The organism is Streptomyces piniterrae (assembly GCF_005048155.1).
Classification (GTDB): Bacteria; Actinomycetota; Actinomycetes; order Streptomycetales; family Streptomycetaceae; genus Streptomyces; species Streptomyces piniterrae.
The window spans coordinates 293,095-314,004 of sequence record NZ_SUMB01000009.1 but is presented as its reverse complement, the minus strand read 5'-3'; the positions used below and the strand labels follow the sequence as shown (position 1 = coordinate 314,004).

Here is a 20,910-nt window from a genome sequence, read left to right as displayed (position 1 = left end):
ACCTGTGACGGCAGGATGCGGTGGTACGCGCGAATTCATGCATGAAGGAGACTGTCGTGTCGGCGAACAGCTTCGACGCCCGCAGCACGTTGCAGGTGGGCGACGAGTCGTACGAGATCTTCAAGCTGGACAAGGTCGAGGGCTCCGCCCGTCTGCCGTACAGCCTGAAGGTGCTGCTGGAGAACCTGCTCCGCACCGAGGACGGTGCGAACATCACCGCCGACCACATCCGGGCGCTCGGCGGCTGGGACTCCCAGGCCCAGCCCAGCCAGGAGATCCAGTTCACGCCGGCCCGCGTGATCATGCAGGACTTCACCGGCGTGCCCTGTGTCGTCGACCTCGCCACCATGCGTGAGGCCGTCAAGGAGCTCGGCGGCGACCCGGCGAAGATCAACCCGCTCGCCCCCGCCGAGCTGGTCATCGACCACTCCGTCATCGCCGACAAGTTCGGCACCCACGACGCGTTCGCCCAGAACGTCGAGCTGGAGTACGGCCGCAACAAGGAGCGCTACCAGTTCCTGCGCTGGGGCCAGACCGCCTTCGACGAGTTCAAGGTCGTCCCCCCGGGCACCGGCATCGTCCACCAGGTCAACATCGAGCACCTGGCCCGTACCGTCATGGTCCGCAACGGCCAGGCCTACCCCGACACCCTCGTCGGCACCGACTCGCACACCACCATGGTCAACGGCCTGGGCGTGCTGGGCTGGGGCGTCGGCGGCATCGAGGCCGAGGCCGCGATGCTCGGCCAGCCGGTCTCCATGCTGATCCCGCGCGTCGTCGGCTTCAAGCTGACCGGCGAGCTCACCCCCGGCACCACCGCCACCGACCTCGTCCTGACCATCACCGAGATGCTGCGCAAGCACGGCGTCGTCGGCAAGTTCGTCGAGTTCTACGGCGAGGGCGTGGCGGCCACGAGCCTCGCCAACCGCGCCACCATCGGCAACATGTCGCCGGAGTTCGGCTCCACCGCCGCCATCTTCCCGATCGACGACGAGACGCTGAACTACCTCAAGCTGACCGGCCGCTCCGAGCAGCAGGTCGCACTGGTCGAGGCGTACGCCAAGGCGCAGGGCCTCTGGCTCGACCCGGCCGCCGAGCCCGACTTCTCCGAGAAGCTGGAGCTGGACCTCTCCACGGTCGTCCCGTCGATCGCCGGTCCGAAGCGTCCGCAGGACCGCATCGTCCTGGCCGAGGCCGCCCAGCAGTTCGCGCAGGACGTCCGCAACTACGTGGGCGACTCGGACGAGGAGGCGGGCAAGGAATCCTTCCCGGCCTCGGACGCCCCGGCCGTGGACCACAACGGCGCGCCGAGCAAGCCGACCCAGGTCGTCGCCGCCGACGGCACCGTGTACGAGATCGACCACGGCGCCGTCACCGTCGCCGCGATCACCTCCTGCACCAACACCTCGAACCCCTACGTGATGGTCGCCGCCGCGCTGGTGGCCAAGAAGGCGGTCGAGAAGGGCCTGACCCGCAAGCCGTGGGTCAAGACCACCCTCGCCCCGGGCTCGAAGGTCGTCACCGACTACTTCGACAAGGCCGGCCTGACCCCCTACCTGGACAAGCTGGGCTTCAACCTCGTCGGCTACGGCTGCACCACCTGCATCGGCAACTCCGGCCCGCTCGACGAAGAGGTCTCCAAGGCCGTCAACGACGCCGACCTCGCCGTCACCTCGGTGCTCTCCGGCAACCGTAACTTCGAGGGCCGGATCAACCCCGACGTCAAGATGAACTACCTGGCGTCCCCGCCGCTGGTCGTCGCGTACGCCATCGCCGGCTCCATGAAGGTGAACATCACCGAGGACGCCATCGGCAACGACACCGAGGGCAACCCGGTCTTCCTCAAGGACATCTGGCCCTCCGAGGCCGAGGTCAACGACGTCGTGGCGAACGCCATCGGCGAGGACATGTTCAACAAGTCCTACCAGGACGTCTTCGCGGGCGACGCCCAGTGGCAGGCGCTGCCGATCCCGACCGGCAACACCTTCGAGTGGGACGCCGAGTCCACCTACGTCCGCAAGCCCCCGTACTTCGAGGGCATGACGATGGAGACCACCCCGGTCGAGGACATCGCCGGCGCCCGCGTCCTCGCCAAGCTGGGCGACTCGGTCACCACCGACCACATCTCCCCGGCCGGTGCGATCAAGGCCGACACCCCGGCCGGCAAGTACCTCACCGAGCACGGCGTCGAGCGTCGCGACTTCAACTCCTACGGCTCCCGCCGTGGTAACCACGAGGTCATGATCCGCGGCACCTTCGCCAACATCCGCCTGCGCAACCAGATCGCGCCGGGCACCGAGGGCGGCTTCACCCGCGACTTCACCGCCGAGGGCGGCCCCGTGTCGTTCATCTACGACGCGTCGCAGAACTACCAGGCCGCCGGGATCCCGCTGGTCATCCTGGCCGGCAAGGAGTACGGCTCCGGCTCGTCCCGCGACTGGGCCGCCAAGGGCACCGCGCTGCTCGGCGTCAAGGCCGTCGTCGCCGAGTCCTACGAGCGCATCCACCGCTCGAACCTGATCGGCATGGGCGTGCTCCCGCTCCAGTTCCCCGAGGGTGCCTCCGCGCTGTCCCTGGGCCTGACCGGCGAGGAGACCTTCTCCATCACCGGCATCACCGCCCTGAACGACGGCGGCATCCCGGAGACCGTCAAGGTCAAGGCTGCTTCTCCCTCTGGGGCCGATATCGAGTTCGACGCCAAGGTCCGGATCGACACCCCCGGCGAGGCGGACTACTACCGCAACGGCGGCATCATGCAGTACGTGCTGCGCTCGCTCATCCGCAAGTAAGCACAGCCGCACGCGAGCACCTGTAGTTCGCCAGCGGTACGGACGGGCCGCACTCCCTCTGATGAGGGGGTGCGGCCCGTCCGCGTATCCATGCTCAGGAGAGCAGTTCGACCTCTGCGAGGGTGCGCCCGCCGCCGGGAGTGGTCGGGACCAGGCGGTAGTGCCGGTAGCTGCCGGGCTGGTCAAGGGCGAAGACCCTGGTCTGGCGGTCCCAGGTGAAGGACTGACCAGTGCGCTGGTCAAGGGTGGTCCACCGCGCGCCGTCGGGGGAGCCCTCCAGCCGCCAGCCGGTGGGCGCGGTGGTGCGGTCCGCCGAGGTCAGGGTGTACGAGGTGACCCGGGCCGATCTGGTCAGGTCGATCGGGGCACTGGTAAGTACCCCCGAGGTGCCGGAGGTGTCGTCGTGGAGCGGCCCGCCGTCGGGGCGGGTCACATCGGCGGGCGGGGCGGGGACCTTGTCGTCCTTGGTGACGGAGGTCGGAGCGGCGTTCTCGCCGGTGCCCCAGGCGGACGGCTCGGCGCCCATGGTGAATTCGAGGGTGCCGCCGCGGGCGAGGAGAGCGTGCGGCAGAGCGGTGGAATTCCAGGGCTTTCCGTTGAGCCGGAGGGCCTGGACGTAGACGTTGCGGGCGTTGTTGCCCGGCGCCTTGATGATGAGGTCCCGCCCGTTCTCCAGATGCACGGTGGCCTTGGTGAACAGCGGGGAGCCCACCGCGTATTCGCCCTCGCCCATCACCAGCGGATAGAAGCCAAGTGAGCTGAAGATGTACCAGGCGGACATCTCGCCGTTGTCCTCGTCGCCCGGATAGCCCTGGCCGATCTCGCTGCCGAGATAGAGCCGGGACATGGCCTCGCGGACCTTCTGCTGGGTTTTGTAGGGCTGCCCGGCGGCGTCGTAGGTGTAGGCGATGTGGTGGGACGGCTGGTTGCTGTGGCCGTACATGCCCATCCGCGTGTCGCGGGCCTCGGTCATTTCGTGGATGACATCGCCGTAGGAACCGGCGAATTCCTTGGACGCGGTCTCCGGAGTGGCGAAGTACGCGTCCAGCTTCGCGGCGAGACCGGCCCGGCCGCCGTAGAGGTTGGCCAGCCCCCGGGTGTCCTGCGGAGCGGTGAACGCGAAGGTCCAGGCGTTGGTCTCGGTGTAGTCATGGCCCCAGACACGGGGGTCGAACTCTTCGGCGGGCAGCCGCCAGTTGCCCTCCTCGTCCCTGCCCTGGAAGAAGCCGGCCCTCTTGTCGAAGAGTCTGACGTAGTTCCGGGCCCGGCCCAGGAAGTAGTCGGACTCTTCCTTGTAGCGGGGTTTATGCGTTTTCGCGTAGAGCGCCTTTCCCATGCGTGAGATGCCGAAGTCGTTGAGATAACCCTCCAGCGCCCAGGACGCGCCCTCGCGGGTGTCGGTACTCGTATAGCCGAGGAAGGGCGAGGTGGCCATGCCCTTGCGGCCGACACCGGGCTGCGGCGGGGCGACGGTGGCGTTCTTGAGGGCCGCTTCATAGGCGGCTTCGGCGTCGAACTCCACACCCTTGGCGTATGCGTCGGCGAAGGCCACATCGGAACTCGTACCGGTCATCAGATCCGCATAGCCGGGCGAGGACCAGCGGGAGATCCAGCCGCCGTCCTTGTACTGCTGGACGAAGCCGTCGACCATTTTCCCGGCACGTTCCGGCGTGAGCAGGGAGTAGGCCGGCCAGGTGGTCCGATAGGTGTCCCAGAATCCGTTGTTGACGTACACCGAACCGTCGACGATCTCCGAGCCGGTGTGGGTGGGGGTGTCCGGGCCGGTCTGCGGCGAGAAGGGGCTGGCGTAGCGGGTGCGCGAACCCACCCGCTCCGAACCGGAGTTGGGGTACAGGTAAAGGCGGTAGAGGTTGGAGTAGAGAGTGGTCAGCTGGTCAGGGCCGGCCCCCTCGACCTCTATGCGGCCCAGGAGGCTGTCCCACTGCGACCGCGCCCGGTCCCTGACGTCCGAGAAGGACGTCCCGTCCGGGATCTCGCGGGACAGGTTCGCCTTCGCCTGGTCGACGCCGATGAGGGAGGTGGCGATCCGCATGGTCACCGTACGGTCCGCGCCGGGCTTGAAGCGGAGATAGCCCGTGACGTCCTTGCCGCCCCCGCCGCCCAGCCTGCCGCCGCCGGTGACCGGCGCGTCGAAGACGCCGTAGACGAAGAGGCGGGTGGCGCCGACCGACAGACCGCTCTTGACGTCGGAGAAGCCGGTGACGACACCGCGCTCGGTGTCCAGACTCAGCCCGCCCTTGTTGTTGACGTTGTCGAAGATCAGGCTCGCGTCGTCACCGGGGAACGTGAAGCGCATCAGCGCGGCGTGATCGGTCGGCGTGATCTCCGTCTTGAGGCCGTTGTCGAAGGTGACGCCGTAGTAGTGCGGCTTCGCGGTCTCATTGGCGTGGTGGAAGGGCAGCGCGCGCGCCGTACGAGAGGCGTTCGGGGTGCCGGCCGCGGCGGAGGGCATGAGCTGGAAGGTCTGCCGGTCGCCCATCCAGGGGCTCGGCTCATGGCTCGCGCTGAACGCCTGGAGTGTTGGCAGATTGTCGGCGTTGTTCTTCCGCGCGTATTCGTAGAGCCAGTCTGACGAGCCCGCGTTGGTCACCGGCGTCCAGAAGTTGAAGCCGTTGGGGACGGCGGTGGCGGGGAAGGTGTTGCCGCGCGAGAAGCTGCCGCTGGAGAGGGTGCCCCGGGTGGTGACGGCGTAGTCGGCGAGATGGGCCAGTCGCTTGTCCGGGGCTTTGGGGGCGATGGTGAGGTCATCGACCCAGCCGCGGAAGGACGGCGCGGCCTTCGGGGCCTTCGGTGCGTCGTAGCCGACCAGGATCCGGTCGATGGTCTTGCCGGCCGCGACCGCGCCGATCCGCGCCTCCCGGTTGTTCCACTGGTTGACGTAGAGCGTCTTGGCGGCGGCCTGGCCCTGCGGCGTCAGCGGCATGCCGTGCTGGTCGACGGCGCGCAGATCGCTGAGATAGGTGCCGTCGGTGAAGGCCAGATCCACCGCGGCATGGGTCGCGGGGTAGGCCAGATCGGTTTGCGCCATCTCCGGGAAGAGCTTGTAGGAGAGCGAAGTGGTCGCGGTGACGGCCGTATTGACATCGAAGATCTTGTTGTACGCGTAGCCGCGGCCGTCCGCGGTGTGGGTGCCCGCGTAGCGCAGGGCGTGACCGCCGGAGAAGCCGGCGTTGGCCTTGGCGGTGGGGGAGTCGGCGGGGCCGGTGTCGGTCCGGCTGGTCATACCGGAGGCCGTGGGGGTGGTCTCCGGGGCGACGCCGGAGGTCCGCGGTGCGCCGTCGGGCCCGGTTTCGGCAGTGTCGGTCCAGTCGGGCCGAGGGTCGCCGGACTCGAAGGAGGAGCTGAACTCCGTTGACGCCGCCGGTAATTGGGGCGGCGCGGCCTGGGCCGGGCCGTGCAGGGTGGTGATGAGCAGAGCGGCCGCCGCGAGGGCGACGGGGCGGGCGATCCCCCGCAGTGGACTGTGCCGGTGTCTGAGCCGCACGCGAGCCCTCTCAACGAGATTGACATCGTTGTCAGTTGAATAACGCAGAGATAAGTAAGGTGCGTGGGGACTTTGGTGTCAAGGGTGCCGCGGCGATCCGTGGGTCGGGGGCGGGCACGCGATCCGGTGGGCGGAGCGTGGGTGGATGCCCCGTATGCCGGGGAGGTCTCAACTAGGAAAAGGTGACGGCCAACCCTGCATTCGATCTTGCCCAGTCGGCTGGAAGTGGACTATACCTGTCGGCGTCCGATCGGCTGTGTGAACATGGCCGTGGATCCGGGGGGAAACCCGGGGAAGGCAGGATTTCCCCGTATTTCTCTGGGGACTGACCGGTGGACCAGGGTCGGAAAGGGCGCCATGATCCACCGAACAGGCTCTGGCCTGCCCGGTGCACATCCCGTACAACTCAGCTTCATCTGACCTGCGGTGCCGGGGTGGCTCGGTACACCGCCTGAGTCCTGAAGAAGGCGAGGACTTGAGCATGGGATCCACCTCGGAATTCAACCGCCGCGATCTGGTCAAGCGGGCCGCGGCCCTGGGAATCATCGCCGTTCCGGCCATGAGCGCACTGTCGTCCTGTGCCAGCGCCGGCAGCAGCGATGGCGACAAGGTCGAAAAGGGCAAGAAATCGGCCAAGAATCCACTCGCGGTCAATGAGTCCGCCGGTCTGGACGTCGTCATCTTCGACGGCGGATTCGGCGACAAGTACGCGAAGGACGCCCAGGCGGAGTACATCAAGTCCTTCCCTAAGGCCGACGGAAAGATCAAACTTTCCTCCACCCAGAAGATCCAGTCGACGCTCCAGCCGCGCTTCAACGGCGGGAACCCCCCGGACCTCGTCGACAACTCCGGCGCCGAACAGATGGACTTCGGCACACTCGTGGCCAAGGACCAGCTCACCGACCTCACCGCGCTTCTCGACGCCCCCTCGGTCGATGACCCGAACAAGAAGGTACGGGACACACTGCGCCCCGGCGTCGTGGAGATGGGGCAGTTCGGCGGCAAGGAAACCTGGATCCTCTACTACGCCTACACGGTCTACGGCGTCTGGTACTCCAAGGGCAATCTGGGAAAGCTGGACGCGGAATACCCGGAGACCTGGGACGACATGCTCGCCCTCTGCGCGAAGGCCAAGAAGAAGGGCATCGCGGGCTGGACGTACCCGGGCAAGTACCCCTACTACCTGCCCTTCAGCCTCTACCCGCTGATCGCCAAGATCGGCGGCGCGGAGGTCCTGCGGAAGATCGACAACCTGGAGCCGAACGCCTGGAAGGACCCGGCGGTCAAGGCGGCGTTCGACGCCTACTACGAGCTCTACAAGAAGGGCTATGTCCTCAAGGGCTCGCCAGGCCTCGACCACCTCCAGTCGCAGAAGGCATGGGCCGAGGGCAAGGCGCTGTTCATCCCCAACGGCTCATGGGTCGAGAACGAATCCGCCAAGCAGATCGCGAAAAACCCCCAGTTCGACCTCGCCGTCGGCGCGCCCTCCAGCCTCTCCTCCTCGGACAAAATGCCGTTCGGCACCATCTGGGCCTCCGGCGGCGAACCGTACATCGTCCCGAGAAAGGCCCGGAACGCCGAGGGCGGCATGGAACTGCTGCGCATCATGCTCAGCAAGAAGTCCTCGCAGAATTTCATCAAGCAGGTCTCCTCACTCACCTCGTTCAACGGCGGCACCGACGGAATCACCCTGCCGCCGGGCCTGGCCTCGGCGCAGACGGCGCTGCAGAAGGCCGGTTCGAACATCGTCAACCCGCGACTGCAGGACTGGTACGTGGCGCTCCAGAAGGAGCGGATCGGCGTCGGCGCGCTGGGCGAAATGATGGCCGGCCGGATGACACCCGACGAGGCCATCGCCAAGATCCAGAAGTATGCGGACGACACCCGTGACGACTCCAGCGTCAAGAAGTACAAGCGCTGACCGATGAGTTAGTGGGGGGTACTTCCGGGGGCCCCGGCGCCGGCCGGGGCGCGTCACCAGCGGCTGCGTCCCCCCACGCTCGGCCTGGCCCGAGCGGGAGGTGCCCCCACGGAGAGAACGGGATCGGTAGTCATGCAGCACGGTAAATACCGTTTCATCGCGGGATTCTTGGCGCTCCCGCTGGCGATTTATGCGATCTTCGTGATCTCGCCGTTCTTGCAGGCCATCTACTACTCCTTCACGGACTGGACCGGACTCAGTCCGGACATGAAGGTGGTCGGCTTCGACAATTACGTCCGCCTCTTCCAGGACGACGTCTTCTGGGCCTCGGTGGGCAACAGCGTGACGCTGCTTCTCCTGCTGCCGGTGGTGACCCTCTCGCTCGGGCTCTTCTTCGCCTTCATGCTCAATGTCGGCGGCCGCCGCCGGAAGAAGGCGGTCATCGGCGGTGTGCAGGGTTCGGGCACGTACAAGATTCTCTACTTCTTCCCGCAGGTGCTCTCGATCCCGATCGTCGCGCTGCTCTTCCAGTTCGCCTACAACCCGGAGAGCGGTGCGCTCAACGCGTTCTTCCAGGCGATCGGGCTCGACACTGTGCAGCCGGACTGGCTGGGCGACCCGCAGCTCGCGCTGTGGTGCGTCATGGCCGCGATGGTGTGGGCCAACGTCGGTTTCTACGTCGTCCTCTTCTCGGCCGGTATGAGCTCCATTCCGAAGGACTTCTACGAAGCCGCGCTGCTGGACGGAGCCAACCGCTTCAACACGTTCTTCCGGATCACCCTGCCGCTGCTGTGGGACACCGTGCAGACCGGCTGGATCTATATGGGCATCCTCGCCCTGGACGTTTCGGCCTTCGCGTTCGTGCAGATCATGAGTGTCGGACCGGGCGGTCCCGACTATTCCACCGAGGTCCTTCCGCTGTACGTGTACCAGAAGACCTTCCGTGACGGTCAGGCCGGTTACGCGACCTCCATCGGCGTTTCCCTGCTGATTGTGACCCTCGTTTTCTCGGCCATCGTGATGCGGCTGGGACGGCGCGAACGACTGGAGTTCTGATGAGTGCGCACACGGACGGCCCCGCGGACCTCCCGGGCGTGACGGAGGAAGGCGCTGCCGTAATGAAGGAGGGGGTGGCCGTAACGAAGGAGGGCGGTGCCGTAACGGACGAGAAGGGCGCGCCCCCGGGCGGCGCGGCGGCGATCGACGTACGCGCGGTCCGGAACGGGAAACCCGGCGACGGCGCGGGAAACGGCGGGGGCCGGGTCCTCAACGTCTTTTCGCACGGAGTCCTGGTGATCTGGGGCCTTTTGGTCACCATGCCGCTGCTGTGGGCGGTGGTGAGTTCCTTCAAGGACGACACCGAGATCTTCGGCTCGCCCTGGGGACTGCCCTCGGTCCTGCATTTCGACAACTGGTCGCGCGCCTGGGACAAGGCGAACATGGGCCAGTACTTCTTCAACTCGCTCATCGTGGTGGGCGGTTCGCTGATCGGCACCATGCTGCTGGGCGCGATGGCGGCATATGTGCTGGCCCGTTTCGACTTCCCCGGCAATCGCTTTCTGTACTTCCTGTTCGTCGGCGGGATGGGCTTCCCGATCATCCTGGCGCTGGTCCCGCTGTTCTTCGTCATGAAGAACATGACCCTGCTGGACACCTACCACGGCCTGATCCTGGTCTATATCGCCTACTCCCTGCCGTTCACCGTCTTCTTCCTCAGCGGATTCTTCAGAACGCTGCCGACGTCGGTGGCCGAGGCGGCGCTCATCGACGGCGCCTCGCACACCCGCACCTTCTTCCAGGTGATGCTGCCGATGGCCAAACCCGGCCTGATCAGCGTCGGCATCTTCAACTTCCTCGGGCAGTGGAATCAATATCTGCTGCCGACGGTGCTCAATGTCGGCGACCCGGACAAGAAGATGCTGACCCAGGGCCTGGTGGCGCTGGCCGTGAGCCAGGGCTACAAGGGCGACTGGTCGGGGCTGTTCGCCGGACTGACGATCGCGATGCTGCCGGTGCTCGCGGCGTACATCATCTTCCAGCGGCAGGTGGTGGCCGGGCTGACGGCCGGCGCGCTCAAATAGCGCCCGGTCCAGGACTCCGGCCATGTCACCGGACAAGCCTCTTCCTTGGCGGTAGGTGTCTGCCCGTGCCGTCGAGGGGCTGCCGGGCCGTTGAGACCCTGGCCCGTGCTGTTCAGAGTCTGCTCCATGCCCTGCGCCCGACCGGCTGCTCCTTGGGGAGGTGGCCGAACGGACCTCCAGATCACCCGGCCGGGCGCGGGCGACGGCTCCCCGCTGTCAGTGCCGGGGCCTATAAGTGGTGACCATGACCTCTACGCCACTGCACTGGAAGCTCGTCGTCGACGCCCACGACCCGCACGCCCAGGCCGACTTCTGGGCGGCCGCGCTCGGCTACGAGGTCGAGGACAACAGCGCCCTCATCGGCAAGCTCCTCGACCTCGGCGCCATCCCGCCCGAGATCCTCATCGACCACCACGACCGGCGCGCCTGGCGGGACGCGGCGGCGGTACGCCACCCCGACGACCCGTACGACGCGGAGAGCGGCGCGGGACTGGGGCGGCGGCTGCTCTTCAATCGCGTACCGCGATCGGAGACGAAGACGACCAAGAATCGCCTGCATATCGACCTGCACGGGCCGGCGGGCAAACGGGACGCGGAGGTTGAGCGCCTCCGCGCCCTCGGCGCCCGGATCGAGAGTCACGTCAAGGAACCGGGCGGCGAGTGGGTGGTCATGACGGACCCGGAGGGCAACGAGTTCTGCGTGCACTAGGGCCCCGCGCTTCGTGGGCCAACTGGCTGGATCTGTTCGCTTGATACGTGGGAACGGGTCCCCTAGGGGAAGTTCGAACAGATCCCCTAGGGGATGCGAGGGCCCCCTGCGGGTCCACAACGCGGGGGCGATGGGCGGTATTCCCGCGCTGAGCGGCATTCCCGCGAGCGGCCTTCCGGCCCCGAGCGGCATTCCCGCCCCGAGTCGCCCGCCCGCGGCTCGCCATGTGATCGGTGAAGCGGTGAAGCGTGACGGGTGCCGCGTGCCGCGGGCAGGTCGCCGTCGGGCTCGGTGAGGTCGGGTGCACGGCTCCGCTGCGGGATCGCGGACCGCCCTCGGCCCGCTACCCAACGTGATCAAACGCGCAAACCGCCCATGGGTCTGTTTCCCTTCTCTCTTGCCTTCTCAAAGCACTTGACGGGAGGTGGCCCGGGCGGCTCAGCTTAGATTCACATGTTGGAGACAAGCCGGGTCCCGCTGGTGTGGCCCGGCCCGGCGGCCGGTCGTCGTGCCGACCGCCCCAGGCGGGAGTGGATGAGTCGATGGAGACTCCTGGGTCGCAGTCCTCGCTGCACCGGGCCAATCTGGAGCGGGTCGTGCGCGCGGTGCGTATGGCCGGCTCACTCACGCAGGCGGAGATCGCCCGGAGTACGGGGCTGTCCGCGGCCACGGTCTCCAACATCGTTCGCGAGTTGAAGGACGGCGGGACCGTCGAGGTGACGCCCACCTCCGCGGGCGGTCGACGGGCGCGCAGCGTCTCCCTCTCCGGGGACGCGGGCATCGTCGTGGGCGTCGATTTCGGGCACTCCCATCTACGGGTGGCGGTCGGCAATCTGGCGCACCAGGTGCTGGCCGAGGAGGCCGAGCCGATCGATGTGGACGCCTCCGCCGCGGAGGGCTTCGATCGGGCGGAACAGCTGGTCAGCAGGCTGATCGCGGAGACCGGGATCAGCCCGGACAAGGTCGTCGGCGTCGGCCTCGGCGTGCCGGGCCCCATCGACGTCGAATCCGGCACCCTCGGGTCGACGGCGATCCTGCCGGGCTGGTCCGGCACCAACCCCAGCCGGGAGCTCTCCGGGCGCCTCGGGGTGCCCGTCTACGTCGACAACGACGCCAACCTCGGCGCGCTGGGCGAGCTGGTGTGGGGCGGCGGCCGAGGGGCGTCCGACCTCGCGTACATCAAGGTCGCGAGCGGTGTCGGCGCGGGACTGGTGATCAGCGGGCAGATCTACCGCGGGCCGGGCGGCACGGCGGGCGAGATCGGGCATATCACCCTCGACGAGGCGGGCCCGGTGTGCCGCTGCGGCAATCGCGGCTGCCTGGAGACCTTCACCGCCGCCCGGTATGTCCTCCCGCTGCTGCAACCGAGCCATGGCCCCGATCTGACCATGCCGCGGGTGGTCCAGCTGGCTCGCGAGGGCGATCCGGGCTGCCGACGGGTCATTGCGGACGTAGGCCGTCATATCGGTAGTGGTGTGGCCAATCTCTGCAATCTGCTCAATCCGAGCAGGGTGGTGCTCGGCGGCGATCTCGCAGAGGCCGGTGAGCTGGTGCTGGCGCCGATCCGCGAGTCGGTGTCCCGGTACGCGATCCCCAGTGCGGCACGGCAGTTGGGCATCGTCCCGGGCACTCTCGGCGGCCGGGCCGAGGTGCTGGGAGCGCTCGCGCTGGTGCTGAGCGAAATGGGCGATTCAACCCTTCTCGACGGTGTGCAGGTCGAGGACGCACCCGCCCTAGCGTGAACGCGTTGAGTTCACACAGCTAACGCATGGCACCGTTGCCATCTCGTTAAGGATTTACTTCTTGACGGTCGGCGGGCGGCCGAGTTGACTTCCAGCCACCTCGGCCGCAACGACGCGGCCTCGTCAGGGAGGCAACCCCAATGAACGTTTGGACGCGTCGCGTCGTCATAGGAACCGCAGCCGTATCGATGGCCCTCTCGGTGGCCGCGTGCGGGAAGGCCGGTGACGGCGACAAGGCCGGCGGTGGCGACAACAAGACCATTGGTCTCCTGCTGCCGGAGAACAAGACCACGCGCTACGAGACCTTCGACCGGCCGCTCATCGAGGCGAAGATCAAGACGCTCTGCAGCGACTGCAAGGTTCAGTACAACAACGCCTCGCAGGACACCGAGCAGCAGAAGAAGCAGTTCGACGCGCTGATCACCCAGGGCGTGAAGGTCATCATTCTGGACGCGGTCGACTACAAGGCCACCAAGTCCTGGGTGAACCAGGCCGCCAAGAAGGGTGTCAAGGTCGTCGCGTACGACCGGCTGGCCGAGGGCAACATCTCCGCCTACGTCTCCTACGACAACGAGAAGATCGGCCGCCTCCAGGGCGAGGCGCTGGTCAAGGCGCTGGGCGACAAGGCCAAGGACAGCAATGTCGTCATGATCAACGGTTCGCCGACCGACCCGAACATGCCGTTCTTCAAGAAGGGCGCCCACAGCGTCCTCGACAAGAAGGTCAAGAAGATCGCGTATGAGCAGGACATCCCCGACTGGTCGCCGGACGAGGCCAACAAGAAGATGAGCGCGGCCCTCGACTCGCTCGGCAAGGACGGCTTCCAGGGCGTCTACTCCGGCAACGACGGCATGGCCGGCGGCATCGTCACCGCCCTCAAGCAGAAGGGCGTCGAGGTCCCGGTCGGCGGCCAGGACGCCGAGCTCGCGGGTCTGCAGCGGATCCTCAAGGGCGACCAGGCGTTCACCATCTACAAGCAGATCAAGCCGCAGGCCGACTCCACGGCCGAGATCGCGGTCAAGCTGCTCAAGGGCGGGAAGATCGACTCCCTGACCGACGCCAAGGTCGACAGCCTCAGCGGCGAGGTCAAGGGCATCCCCGCCAAGCTGTACGACGCGCAGATCGTGACCAAGGACAACATCAAGGACACGATCCTCAAGGACAAGGTCTACAAGGCGAGCGAGATCTGCGCCGGCGACGCCAAGAAGGCGTGCGAGGCGGCCGGCATCAAGTAAGGCCCCGGTCACACCCCGGTCATGCGGGGCCGCGCGGCACAGCCCGCGCCCCCTGCACCCGGTCCGGCGCCCGCCCCGGTCAACTCCCCCCGTCCCGGGGCGGGCGCCGCGACCGCACCTCGCACACCCCCGCTCTTCGCACCACCATTCCCGCCGTTGTGACGGCGGCGAAGGAGATGATTCACGTGTCCGCTACGCCTGTTCTGGCGTTGCGCGGAGTCTCCAAGCGGTTCGGCGCCGTCCAAGCACTCACGGACGTCACCCTGGAGATCCACCCCGGTGAGGTGGTCGCCCTCGTAGGCGACAACGGCGCCGGCAAGTCCACGCTCGTCAAGACCATTTCCGGCGTCCACCCGGTCGACGACGGCGCCATCGAGTGGGAGGGCAACAAGGTCGGCATCCACAAGCCGCACGACGCCCAGGAACTCGGCGTCGCGACCGTCTACCAGGACCTCGCGCTCTGCGACAACCTCGACGTCGTCGCCAACCTCTTCCTCGGCAACGAGACCCGCACGGCGGGCGTCCTCGACGAGATCGCGATGGAGAAGCGCGCCAAGGAGCTGCTGGACACCCTCTCCATCCGCATCCCCAGCGTCCGGATCCCGGTTGCCGCGCTCTCCGGTGGCCAGCGGCAGGTCGTCGCCATCGCCCGTGCGCTGATCGGCGACCCCAAGGTCGTCATCCTCGACGAGCCCACCGCCGCGCTCGGCGTGGAGCAGACCGCGCAGGTCCTCGACCTGGTCGAGCGGCTGCGCGAGCGCGGCCTCGGTGTCATCCTCATCAGCCACAACATGGCCGATGTGCAGGCCGTCGCGGACCGGGTCGCGGTGCTGCGGCTGGGCCGCAACAACGGTGTCTTCGACGTCGAGGGCACCTCCCACGAAGAGATCATCGCCGCCATCACCGGCGCGTCGGACAACGCCGTGACCCGCCGCAAGGCGCGTACGGACCAGGTGAAGAAGGAGGCCGGGGCATGAGCGACCTCACGAAGCAGCCTGCGGAGGAAGCGACCAAGGAGGCCCCGGCGGCCGCCGACGCTCCGCCGCCGGCCGCCGTCGACCCCCGGCTGCTCGTCCGCGAGGAGGGCTTCGCCGGCTACCTCAAGGACTTCAAGCGCCGGGTGCGCGGCGGTGAGCTGGGCTCCCTGCCGGTCATCATCGGCCTGGTCGTCATCGCGATCATCTTCCAGGTCAAGAACAGCAGCTTCCTGTCCGCCGACAGCCTCGCGAACATCGGCGTCTACACCTCCGGCCTCGGCATCATGGCCGTCGGTATCGTCTTCGTCCTGCTGCTGGGTGAGATCGACCTGTCCGTCGGCTCGGTGGCGGGCGTCGGGGCGGCCGTGTGGGCCGTGCTCAGCGTCACCAACGGTGTCAACGACTGGCTCGCGGTCCTGATCGCCATCACCGCGGGCATCGCCATCGGCGCCCTGCACGGATTCTTTTTCGCCAAGGTCGGCGTGCCCGCGTTCGTCGTCACCCTGGCCGGTTTCCTCGGCTGGAGCGGCCTCCAGATCTGGATGATGGGCAAGGAAGGCTCCATCAACACGCCCAGCGGCAGCGTGGTGGAGAACCTCACCGGCTACTACTTCGAGGACAAGGCCGCCGCGTACGGCCTCGCGCTGATCGCCGTCCTCGCCTACGCCGGCTCCCTGCTGCTGGACGCCAAGCGCCGCAAGGCCGCCGCGCTGCCGGCCCGGCCGCGCAGCGAGATCCTGCTGCGCACCGGCGTCGTCGCGCTGATCGCCTTCGTCGTCGCCTACGTCCTGAACGAGCCGGAGGGCGCCCGCGGGCTGCCGCTGGCGCTGGTGCTGTTCCTCGCCGTGCTGGTCATCGCGGACTTCGTGGTGCGGCGCACCACCTACGGGCGGCAGATCTTCGCGGTCGGCGGCAACGCGGAAGCGGCCCGCAGGGCCGGCATCAACGTGAACAAGATCCGCATCACGGTGTTCGCGATCTCCGGCATGCTCGCCGCCTTCGGCGGGCTCTTCATCGCCAGCCTCTCCGGTGGCGCCACGAAGAACCTGGGCTCCGGCAACACCCTGATGAACGTGATCGCGGCGGCCGTCATCGGCGGCACCAGCCTCTTCGGCGGCCGCGGCAAGATCTGGTCCGCGCTGCTGGGCATGCTGGTCATCCAGTCCATCCAGCAGGGCCTGAACCTGCTCGGCATGGCCAGCGAGATCCAGTACATGATCACCGGCGCGGTGCTGCTCGCCGCTGTCGTGATCGACTCGGTTTCGCGGCGTACGCAGAAGACCGCGGGGCGCACGTAGCTGCGGGTTGTCGTTTGACTGCGGCAGCGCTCCGGGCGCACTTAGCTGCGGGTAGTCGTGCGGCTGCCCCGGCGCTCCGGGCGCACGTAAGTGCAGGCAGTCGTTCGACTGCGGCAGCGCTCCGGGCGCACGTAGCCGCGGGTAGTCGTGCGGCTGCCCCGGCGCTCCGGGCGCACTTGAGTGCCGGCAGTTGTGCGACGACGGCGGCGCTCCCGCCGTAACGGCCCGCCCCCGTCGACAGACGGTCGGATCCGGCCCCCACCAGGCGTGACCAGGTGGGGGCCGGTCCATGTCCGGAAACGGCTCCGTTTGGCGGCATCCGGCGGCATCACCCGAGTGACATACATCGCGAGGCCCGCCCGCAGTCGCGGCGGGCGGAACATTAGACTCATCTGATCGGCAAGCTCGATCGGCAGGCTCGTACCAGCAAGGAGGCAGGGGTGGCGTTGCTGACCCGCATCAGGGGACCGCGCGATCTGGACCGGCTAGGCCCGGAGCAGCTCGAGCAGCTGGCGGGGGAGATCCGTACCTTCCTCGTCGACGCGGTCGCCAAGACCGGCGGACACCTCGGCCCGAACCTCGGGGTGGTCGAGCTGACCATCGCCCTGCACCGTGTCTTCCACTCCCCCCAGGACCGGGTCCTCTTCGACACGGGGCACCAGTCCTACGTCCACAAGCTGCTCACCGGCCGCCAGGACTTCACCGGGCTGCGCGCCAAGGGCGGCCTTTCGGGCTATCCCTCGCGCGCCGAGTCCGACCACGACGTCATCGAGAACAGCCACGCCTCCACGGTGCTGGGCTGGGCCGACGGCCTCGCCAAGGCCAACGAGGTACGCGGCAAGAGCGACCATGTGGTGGCCGTCATCGGTGACGGCGCGCTGACCGGCGGCATGGCCTGGGAGGCGCTCAACAACATCGCCGCCGCCAAGGACCGCCCGCTCGTCATCGTCGTCAACGACAACGAGCGCTCCTACGCGCCGACCATCGGCGGCCTCGCCAACCACCTCGCCACGCTCCGTACCACCGACGGCTACGAGCGTTTCCTGGCGCGCGGCAAGGACATCCTGGAGCGCACCCCGGTCGTCGGGAAGCCGCTCTACGAGACGCTCCACGGCGCCAAGAAGGGCCTCAAGGACTTCATCGCGCCGCAGGGCATGTTCGAGGACCTGGGCCTGAAGTACGTCGGCCCGATCGACGGCCATGACATCGAGGCCCTGGAGTCCGCGCTCGCCCGCGCCAAGCGCTTCGGCGGCCCCGTCATCGTGCACTGCCTCACCGAGAAGGGCCGCGGCTACAAGCCCGCCGAGCAGGACGAGGCGGACCGCTTCCACGGCATCGGCCCGATCCACCCGGACACCGGCCTGCCGGTCAAGACCGCGGCCGCCAGCTGGACCTCCGTCTTCGGCGACGAGATGGTCAAGCTCGGCCGGGAGCGCAAGGACATCGTCGCGATCACCGCGGCCATGCTCCAGCCGGTCGGCCTGAAGAAGTTCGCGGACGCGTTCCCCGACCGCATCTACGACGTCGGCATCGCCGAGCAGCACGCCGCCACCTCCGCCGCCGGCCTGGCCACCGGCGGGGTGCACCCGGTCTTCGCGGTGTACGCGACGTTCCTCAACCGGGCCTTCGACCAGGTCCTGATGGACGTCGCCCTGCACAAGTGCGGTGTGACGTTCGTCCTCGACCGGGCCGGCGTCACCGGTGACGACGGCGCCTCGCACAACGGCATGTGGGACATGTCGATGCTCCAGGTCGTGCCCACCCTGCGGATCGCCGCCCCGCGCGACGCCGCCCAGCTGCGCGCCCAACTGCGCGAGGCCGTCAAGGTCGAGGACGCGCCGACCGTGCTGCGCTACTCCAAGGGCGTCGTCGGCCCGGCCGTCCCCGCGGTCGGCAAGATCGGCGGCATGGACGTCCTGCGGAAGCCCACGGCCGCCAAGCCGGACGTGCTGGTGGTGTCCGTGGGCGCGCTCGCGCCGATGTGCCTGGAGGTCGCCGATCTGCTGGACAAGCAGGGCATCTCCTCCACCGTCGTCGACCCGCGCTGGGTCAAGCCGGTCGACGCGGCGCTGCCGGAGCTCGCCGCCAAGCACCGGGTGGTCGTCACCGTCGAGGACAACATCCGTACCGGCGGCGTCGGTTCGGCCGTCGCGCAGTCGCTGCGGGACGCCGGCGTGGACCTCCCGCTGCGGGACTTCGGCATCCCCGAGCGGTTCCTCGACCACGCCTCCCGCAAGGAGGTCATGGCGGAGATCGGGCTCACCGCCCCGGACATCGCCCGCCAGGTCACCGGACTCGTCGCCAGGATCGACAACCGTGGTGCCGGCGCCGAGGAGGCCACCGACGCCCCGGACGCCACGGGCGGTGCGCGGCCCGCCGAGGTCGCCCGCGACTGATCCGACAGCTGCGCCGATGGGCCGGCCGGTCACCCGTACGGGTGTTCCGCCCGGCCCATCGGCATATCCGCCTCCACGCCCCATCGGGTGAATACCCGCCGTCAGAGGGCCCGCCATACCTGTCTGTTTCCCGCCATTGCGGAGACTCGGTCAGTTCAGGAGAGTTGCGAGGGTCGTCCAGGCGGAGGTTCGCCCATGAGCACACAGCACGGCACAGAGCATGATTCACGCCGCAGTCGCGGCCTGTTCCGGACGAAGACTGTCGAGCAGTCGATCCAGGACACGGAGGAGCCGGAGCACGCGCTACGGAAGTCCCTGTCCGCATGGGATCTGACGGTCTTCGGTGTCGGCGTCATCATCGGCACCGGCATCTTCGTACTCACCGGAAAGGTGGCCAAGGAGACCGCGGGACCGGCCACCGCGCTGGCGTTCGTCGCCGCGGGCATCGTCTGCGCGCTGGCCGCGCTCTGCTACGCCGAGTTCGCCTCCACGGTCCCCGTGGCCGGATCGGCGTACACGTTCGCGTACGCCTCCATCGGTGAGCTGCCCGCATGGATCATCGGCTGGGACCTGGTCCTGGAGTTCGCGCTGGGCACAGCCGTCGTCGCCGTCGGCTGGTCCGGCTATGTGCGCTCGCTGATGGACAACGTCGGCTGGCATCTGCCGGCCACACTGCAAGGGCCCGATGTCGCGGGAGGCAGCTTCGACATCCTGGCCTTCGTGCTGGTCCTGGTGCTGACCGTGATCCTGGTGCTCGGCATGAAGCTGTCCGCCAACATCACCGCGATCGTCGTGGCCATCAAGGTGACCGTGGTCATGATCGTGATCATCGCGGGGCTGTTCTTCATCGTGGGAGACAACTACTCGCCGTTCATCCCCGAGGCGGTTTCCCCGCCGTCCAGTTCCGGATGGGACGCCCCGCTGATCCAAACGATCTTCGGCTACGCACCCACCAACTTCGGCGTCATGGGCATCTTCACCGCCGCGTCCGTCGTCTTCTTCGCCTTCATCGGATTCGACGTGGTGGCCACCGCCGCCGAGGAGACCAAGCTTCCCCAGCGCGACATGCCGCGCGGCATCCTCGGCTCGCTCCTCATCTGCACCGTCCTCTACGTCGCCGTCTCCATCGTGGTGACCGGCATGGAGCACTACACCAAGCTGTCCGTCAGCGCCCCGCTGGCCGACGCCTTCAAGGCGACCGGCCACCCCTTCTACGCCGGCATCATCAGCTTCGGCGCGGCCGTCGGCCTCACCACCGTGTGCCTGATCCTGCTCCTCGGTCAGACCCGGGTGTTCTTCGCGATGAGTCGCGACGGACTGCTGCCGCGGTTCTTCTCCGTCACGCATCCCCGCTTCGGCACCCCGTACCGCCCGACCATCCTGCTCGGTGTGTTCATCGCCATCGTCGCGGGCTTCACCAGCATCAACGAACTCGCGACCCTGGTGAACATCGGCACGCTCTTCGCGTTCGTGGTCGTCGCCGTCGGCGTGATCATCCTCCGCCGCACCCGCCCCGACCTGCACCGCGCGTTCCGAACCCCGTGGGTTCCGCTCGTCCCGATCCTGTCGGTCGCCGCCTCGGTGTGGCTGATGCTCAACCTGCCGGGCGAGACCTGGTTCCGCTTCGCCGTCTGGATGGTGATCGGCATCGTCGTGTACGCCCTCTACGGACGCTCGCACAGCCGCCTCGGTCTCCGGAACCGGCAGGTCGAAAAGGGCTGAAACCGGCCATTCGCCCCCCGTTGTCCTCGCTGCCCGTGCGGCCCGCCGGCCGTACGGGCAGCCTCAGGATCTGCGGCCGCTCCGCCCGCCGCCCCGCCCCCACACCGCACGCGGCCCCGTCACCCGGGCGCCCAGCGCCTCGACGCGCTCCCGCAGCCCACGGTCCGCGGTGACGACGAGACACTCACGGGCGCCGCCCTCCTCCGCCACCAGCTCCACGATCCGGTCATCGCCGCTGCCGCCCGCCGACACCACCCGTACGCCCTCGACGGAGGTCACCCCGCGCGCCGCGCCCTCGACCACGAGGACCATCTCCAGGGGCGGTTCGACCAGCCCAGGCAGCCCCGCGGCGGCGTACCCGGGCAGCGCGTCCCGCAGCCGCTCCGCCGCGCCGTGGCGGTCCCGCCACCAGCCGTCGGGCACCGAGCCGACGACATTCGCGGCATCGACGATCACCAAGGAATCCATGCGGCCAGCCTGCCACGACCGCCCCCGCTCCCCGACACACGGATGCGCGGGCCGACTCCGCCGAGCC

13 protein-coding genes are annotated in these 20,910 nt (G+C 68.1%); 11 read left to right on the top strand and 2 right to left on the bottom strand.

Going from position 1 to position 20,910, the window contains the following annotated elements; translation table 11 throughout:
• Positions 1–56: 56 nt before the first annotated feature.
• On the top strand, positions 57–2,789 hold the full coding sequence (gene acnA / locus FCH28_RS25550; protein ID WP_136742483.1) for an aconitate hydratase AcnA: 2,733 nt from the start codon (positions 57–59) through the stop codon (positions 2,787–2,789).
• Positions 2,790–2,883: 94 nt separating this feature from the next.
• Here acnA and FCH28_RS25545 read toward each other — a convergent pair whose 3' ends face one another.
• The gene (locus FCH28_RS25545) at positions 2,884–6,294 is read right to left on the bottom strand and encodes a GH92 family glycosyl hydrolase (RefSeq protein ID WP_136742482.1); all 3,411 of its coding nucleotides are present in this window, start codon (positions 6,292–6,294) and stop codon (positions 2,884–2,886) included.
• Between the two features lie 481 nt (positions 6,295–6,775).
• On the opposite strand from FCH28_RS25545, the gene ngcE reads away from it, so the two are divergent.
• From ngcE to FCH28_RS25495, 10 genes are all read left to right on the top strand, one after another.
• Complete coding sequence (gene ngcE / locus FCH28_RS25540) at positions 6,776–8,215, top strand: N-acetylglucosamine/diacetylchitobiose ABC transporter substrate-binding protein (RefSeq protein WP_136742481.1); 1,440 nt, start codon at positions 6,776–6,778, stop codon at positions 8,213–8,215.
• Positions 8,216–8,347: 132 nt separating this feature from the next.
• Positions 8,348–9,271, top strand: coding sequence for a carbohydrate ABC transporter permease (locus tag FCH28_RS25535; RefSeq protein ID WP_136742480.1), 924 nt, complete (start codon positions 8,348–8,350; stop codon positions 9,269–9,271).
• Complete coding sequence (locus FCH28_RS25530) at positions 9,271–10,296, top strand: carbohydrate ABC transporter permease (RefSeq protein WP_136742479.1); 1,026 nt, start codon at positions 9,271–9,273, stop codon at positions 10,294–10,296. Before FCH28_RS25535 ends, FCH28_RS25530 begins: the two co-directional genes overlap by 1 nt.
• 244 nt (positions 10,297–10,540) lie before the next feature.
• Entirely contained in the window at positions 10,541–11,005 is a 465-nt protein-coding gene (locus FCH28_RS25525) for a VOC family protein (RefSeq protein WP_136742478.1), read from the top strand.
• 542 nt (positions 11,006–11,547) lie between these two features.
• Complete coding sequence (locus FCH28_RS25520; protein WP_136742477.1) at positions 11,548–12,747, top strand: ROK family transcriptional regulator; 1,200 nt, start codon at positions 11,548–11,550, stop codon at positions 12,745–12,747.
• 140 nt (positions 12,748–12,887) lie between these two features.
• Entirely contained in the window at positions 12,888–13,982 is a 1,095-nt protein-coding gene (locus tag FCH28_RS25515; protein WP_246103181.1) for a substrate-binding domain-containing protein, read from the top strand.
• Positions 13,983–14,158: 176 nt separating this feature from the next.
• Positions 14,159–14,959: an ATP-binding cassette domain-containing protein gene (locus FCH28_RS25510; RefSeq protein ID WP_136742476.1), complete on the top strand. Its 801-nt coding sequence runs from the start codon at positions 14,159–14,161 to the stop codon at positions 14,957–14,959.
• Entirely contained in the window at positions 14,956–16,257 is a 1,302-nt protein-coding gene (locus FCH28_RS25505) for a sugar ABC transporter permease (protein WP_136742475.1), read from the top strand. The genes FCH28_RS25510 and FCH28_RS25505 overlap by 4 nt, the downstream gene beginning before the upstream one ends.
• Positions 16,258–16,697: 440 nt before the next feature.
• Positions 16,698–18,653 carry a 1-deoxy-D-xylulose-5-phosphate synthase gene (gene dxs / locus FCH28_RS25500; protein ID WP_136742474.1) on the top strand — a complete coding sequence of 652 codons (1,956 nt, stop codon included), beginning with the start codon at positions 16,698–16,700 and terminating at the stop codon, positions 18,651–18,653.
• A gap of 195 nt (positions 18,654–18,848) precedes the next feature.
• A complete protein-coding gene (locus FCH28_RS25495) occupies positions 18,849–20,375 on the top strand; it encodes an amino acid permease (RefSeq protein ID WP_136742473.1) in 1,527 nt (508 codons plus the stop codon).
• Between the two features lie 63 nt (positions 20,376–20,438).
• Here the strand turns inward: FCH28_RS25495 and FCH28_RS25490 are convergent, their stop codons facing one another.
• The gene (locus tag FCH28_RS25490) at positions 20,439–20,843 is read right to left on the bottom strand and encodes a PIN domain-containing protein (RefSeq protein ID WP_136742472.1); all 405 of its coding nucleotides are present in this window, start codon (positions 20,841–20,843) and stop codon (positions 20,439–20,441) included.
• Positions 20,844–20,910 lie beyond the last annotated feature (67 nt).

Bases quoted from the DNA above. Each gene is read 5' to 3' on its own strand.
- ngcE (WP_136742481.1), top strand. From the start codon at position 6,776: ATGGGATCCACCTCGGAATTCAACCGCCGCGATCTGGTCAAGCGGGCC.
- FCH28_RS25490 (WP_136742472.1), bottom strand. From the start codon at position 20,843: ATGGATTCCTTGGTGATCGTCGATGCCGCGAATGTCGTCGGCTCGGTG.
- FCH28_RS25515 (WP_246103181.1), top strand. From the start codon at position 12,888: ATGAACGTTTGGACGCGTCGCGTCGTCATAGGAACCGCAGCCGTATCG.
- FCH28_RS25520 (WP_136742477.1), top strand. From the start codon at position 11,548: ATGGAGACTCCTGGGTCGCAGTCCTCGCTGCACCGGGCCAATCTGGAG.
- FCH28_RS25525 (WP_136742478.1), top strand. From the start codon at position 10,541: ATGACCTCTACGCCACTGCACTGGAAGCTCGTCGTCGACGCCCACGAC.
- FCH28_RS25495 (WP_136742473.1), top strand. From the start codon at position 18,849: ATGAGCACACAGCACGGCACAGAGCATGATTCACGCCGCAGTCGCGGC.
- FCH28_RS25535 (WP_136742480.1), top strand. From the start codon at position 8,348: ATGCAGCACGGTAAATACCGTTTCATCGCGGGATTCTTGGCGCTCCCG.
- FCH28_RS25530 (WP_136742479.1), top strand. From the start codon at position 9,271: ATGAGTGCGCACACGGACGGCCCCGCGGACCTCCCGGGCGTGACGGAG.
- FCH28_RS25510 (WP_136742476.1), top strand. From the start codon at position 14,159: ATGATTCACGTGTCCGCTACGCCTGTTCTGGCGTTGCGCGGAGTCTCC.
- FCH28_RS25505 (WP_136742475.1), top strand. From the start codon at position 14,956: ATGAGCGACCTCACGAAGCAGCCTGCGGAGGAAGCGACCAAGGAGGCC.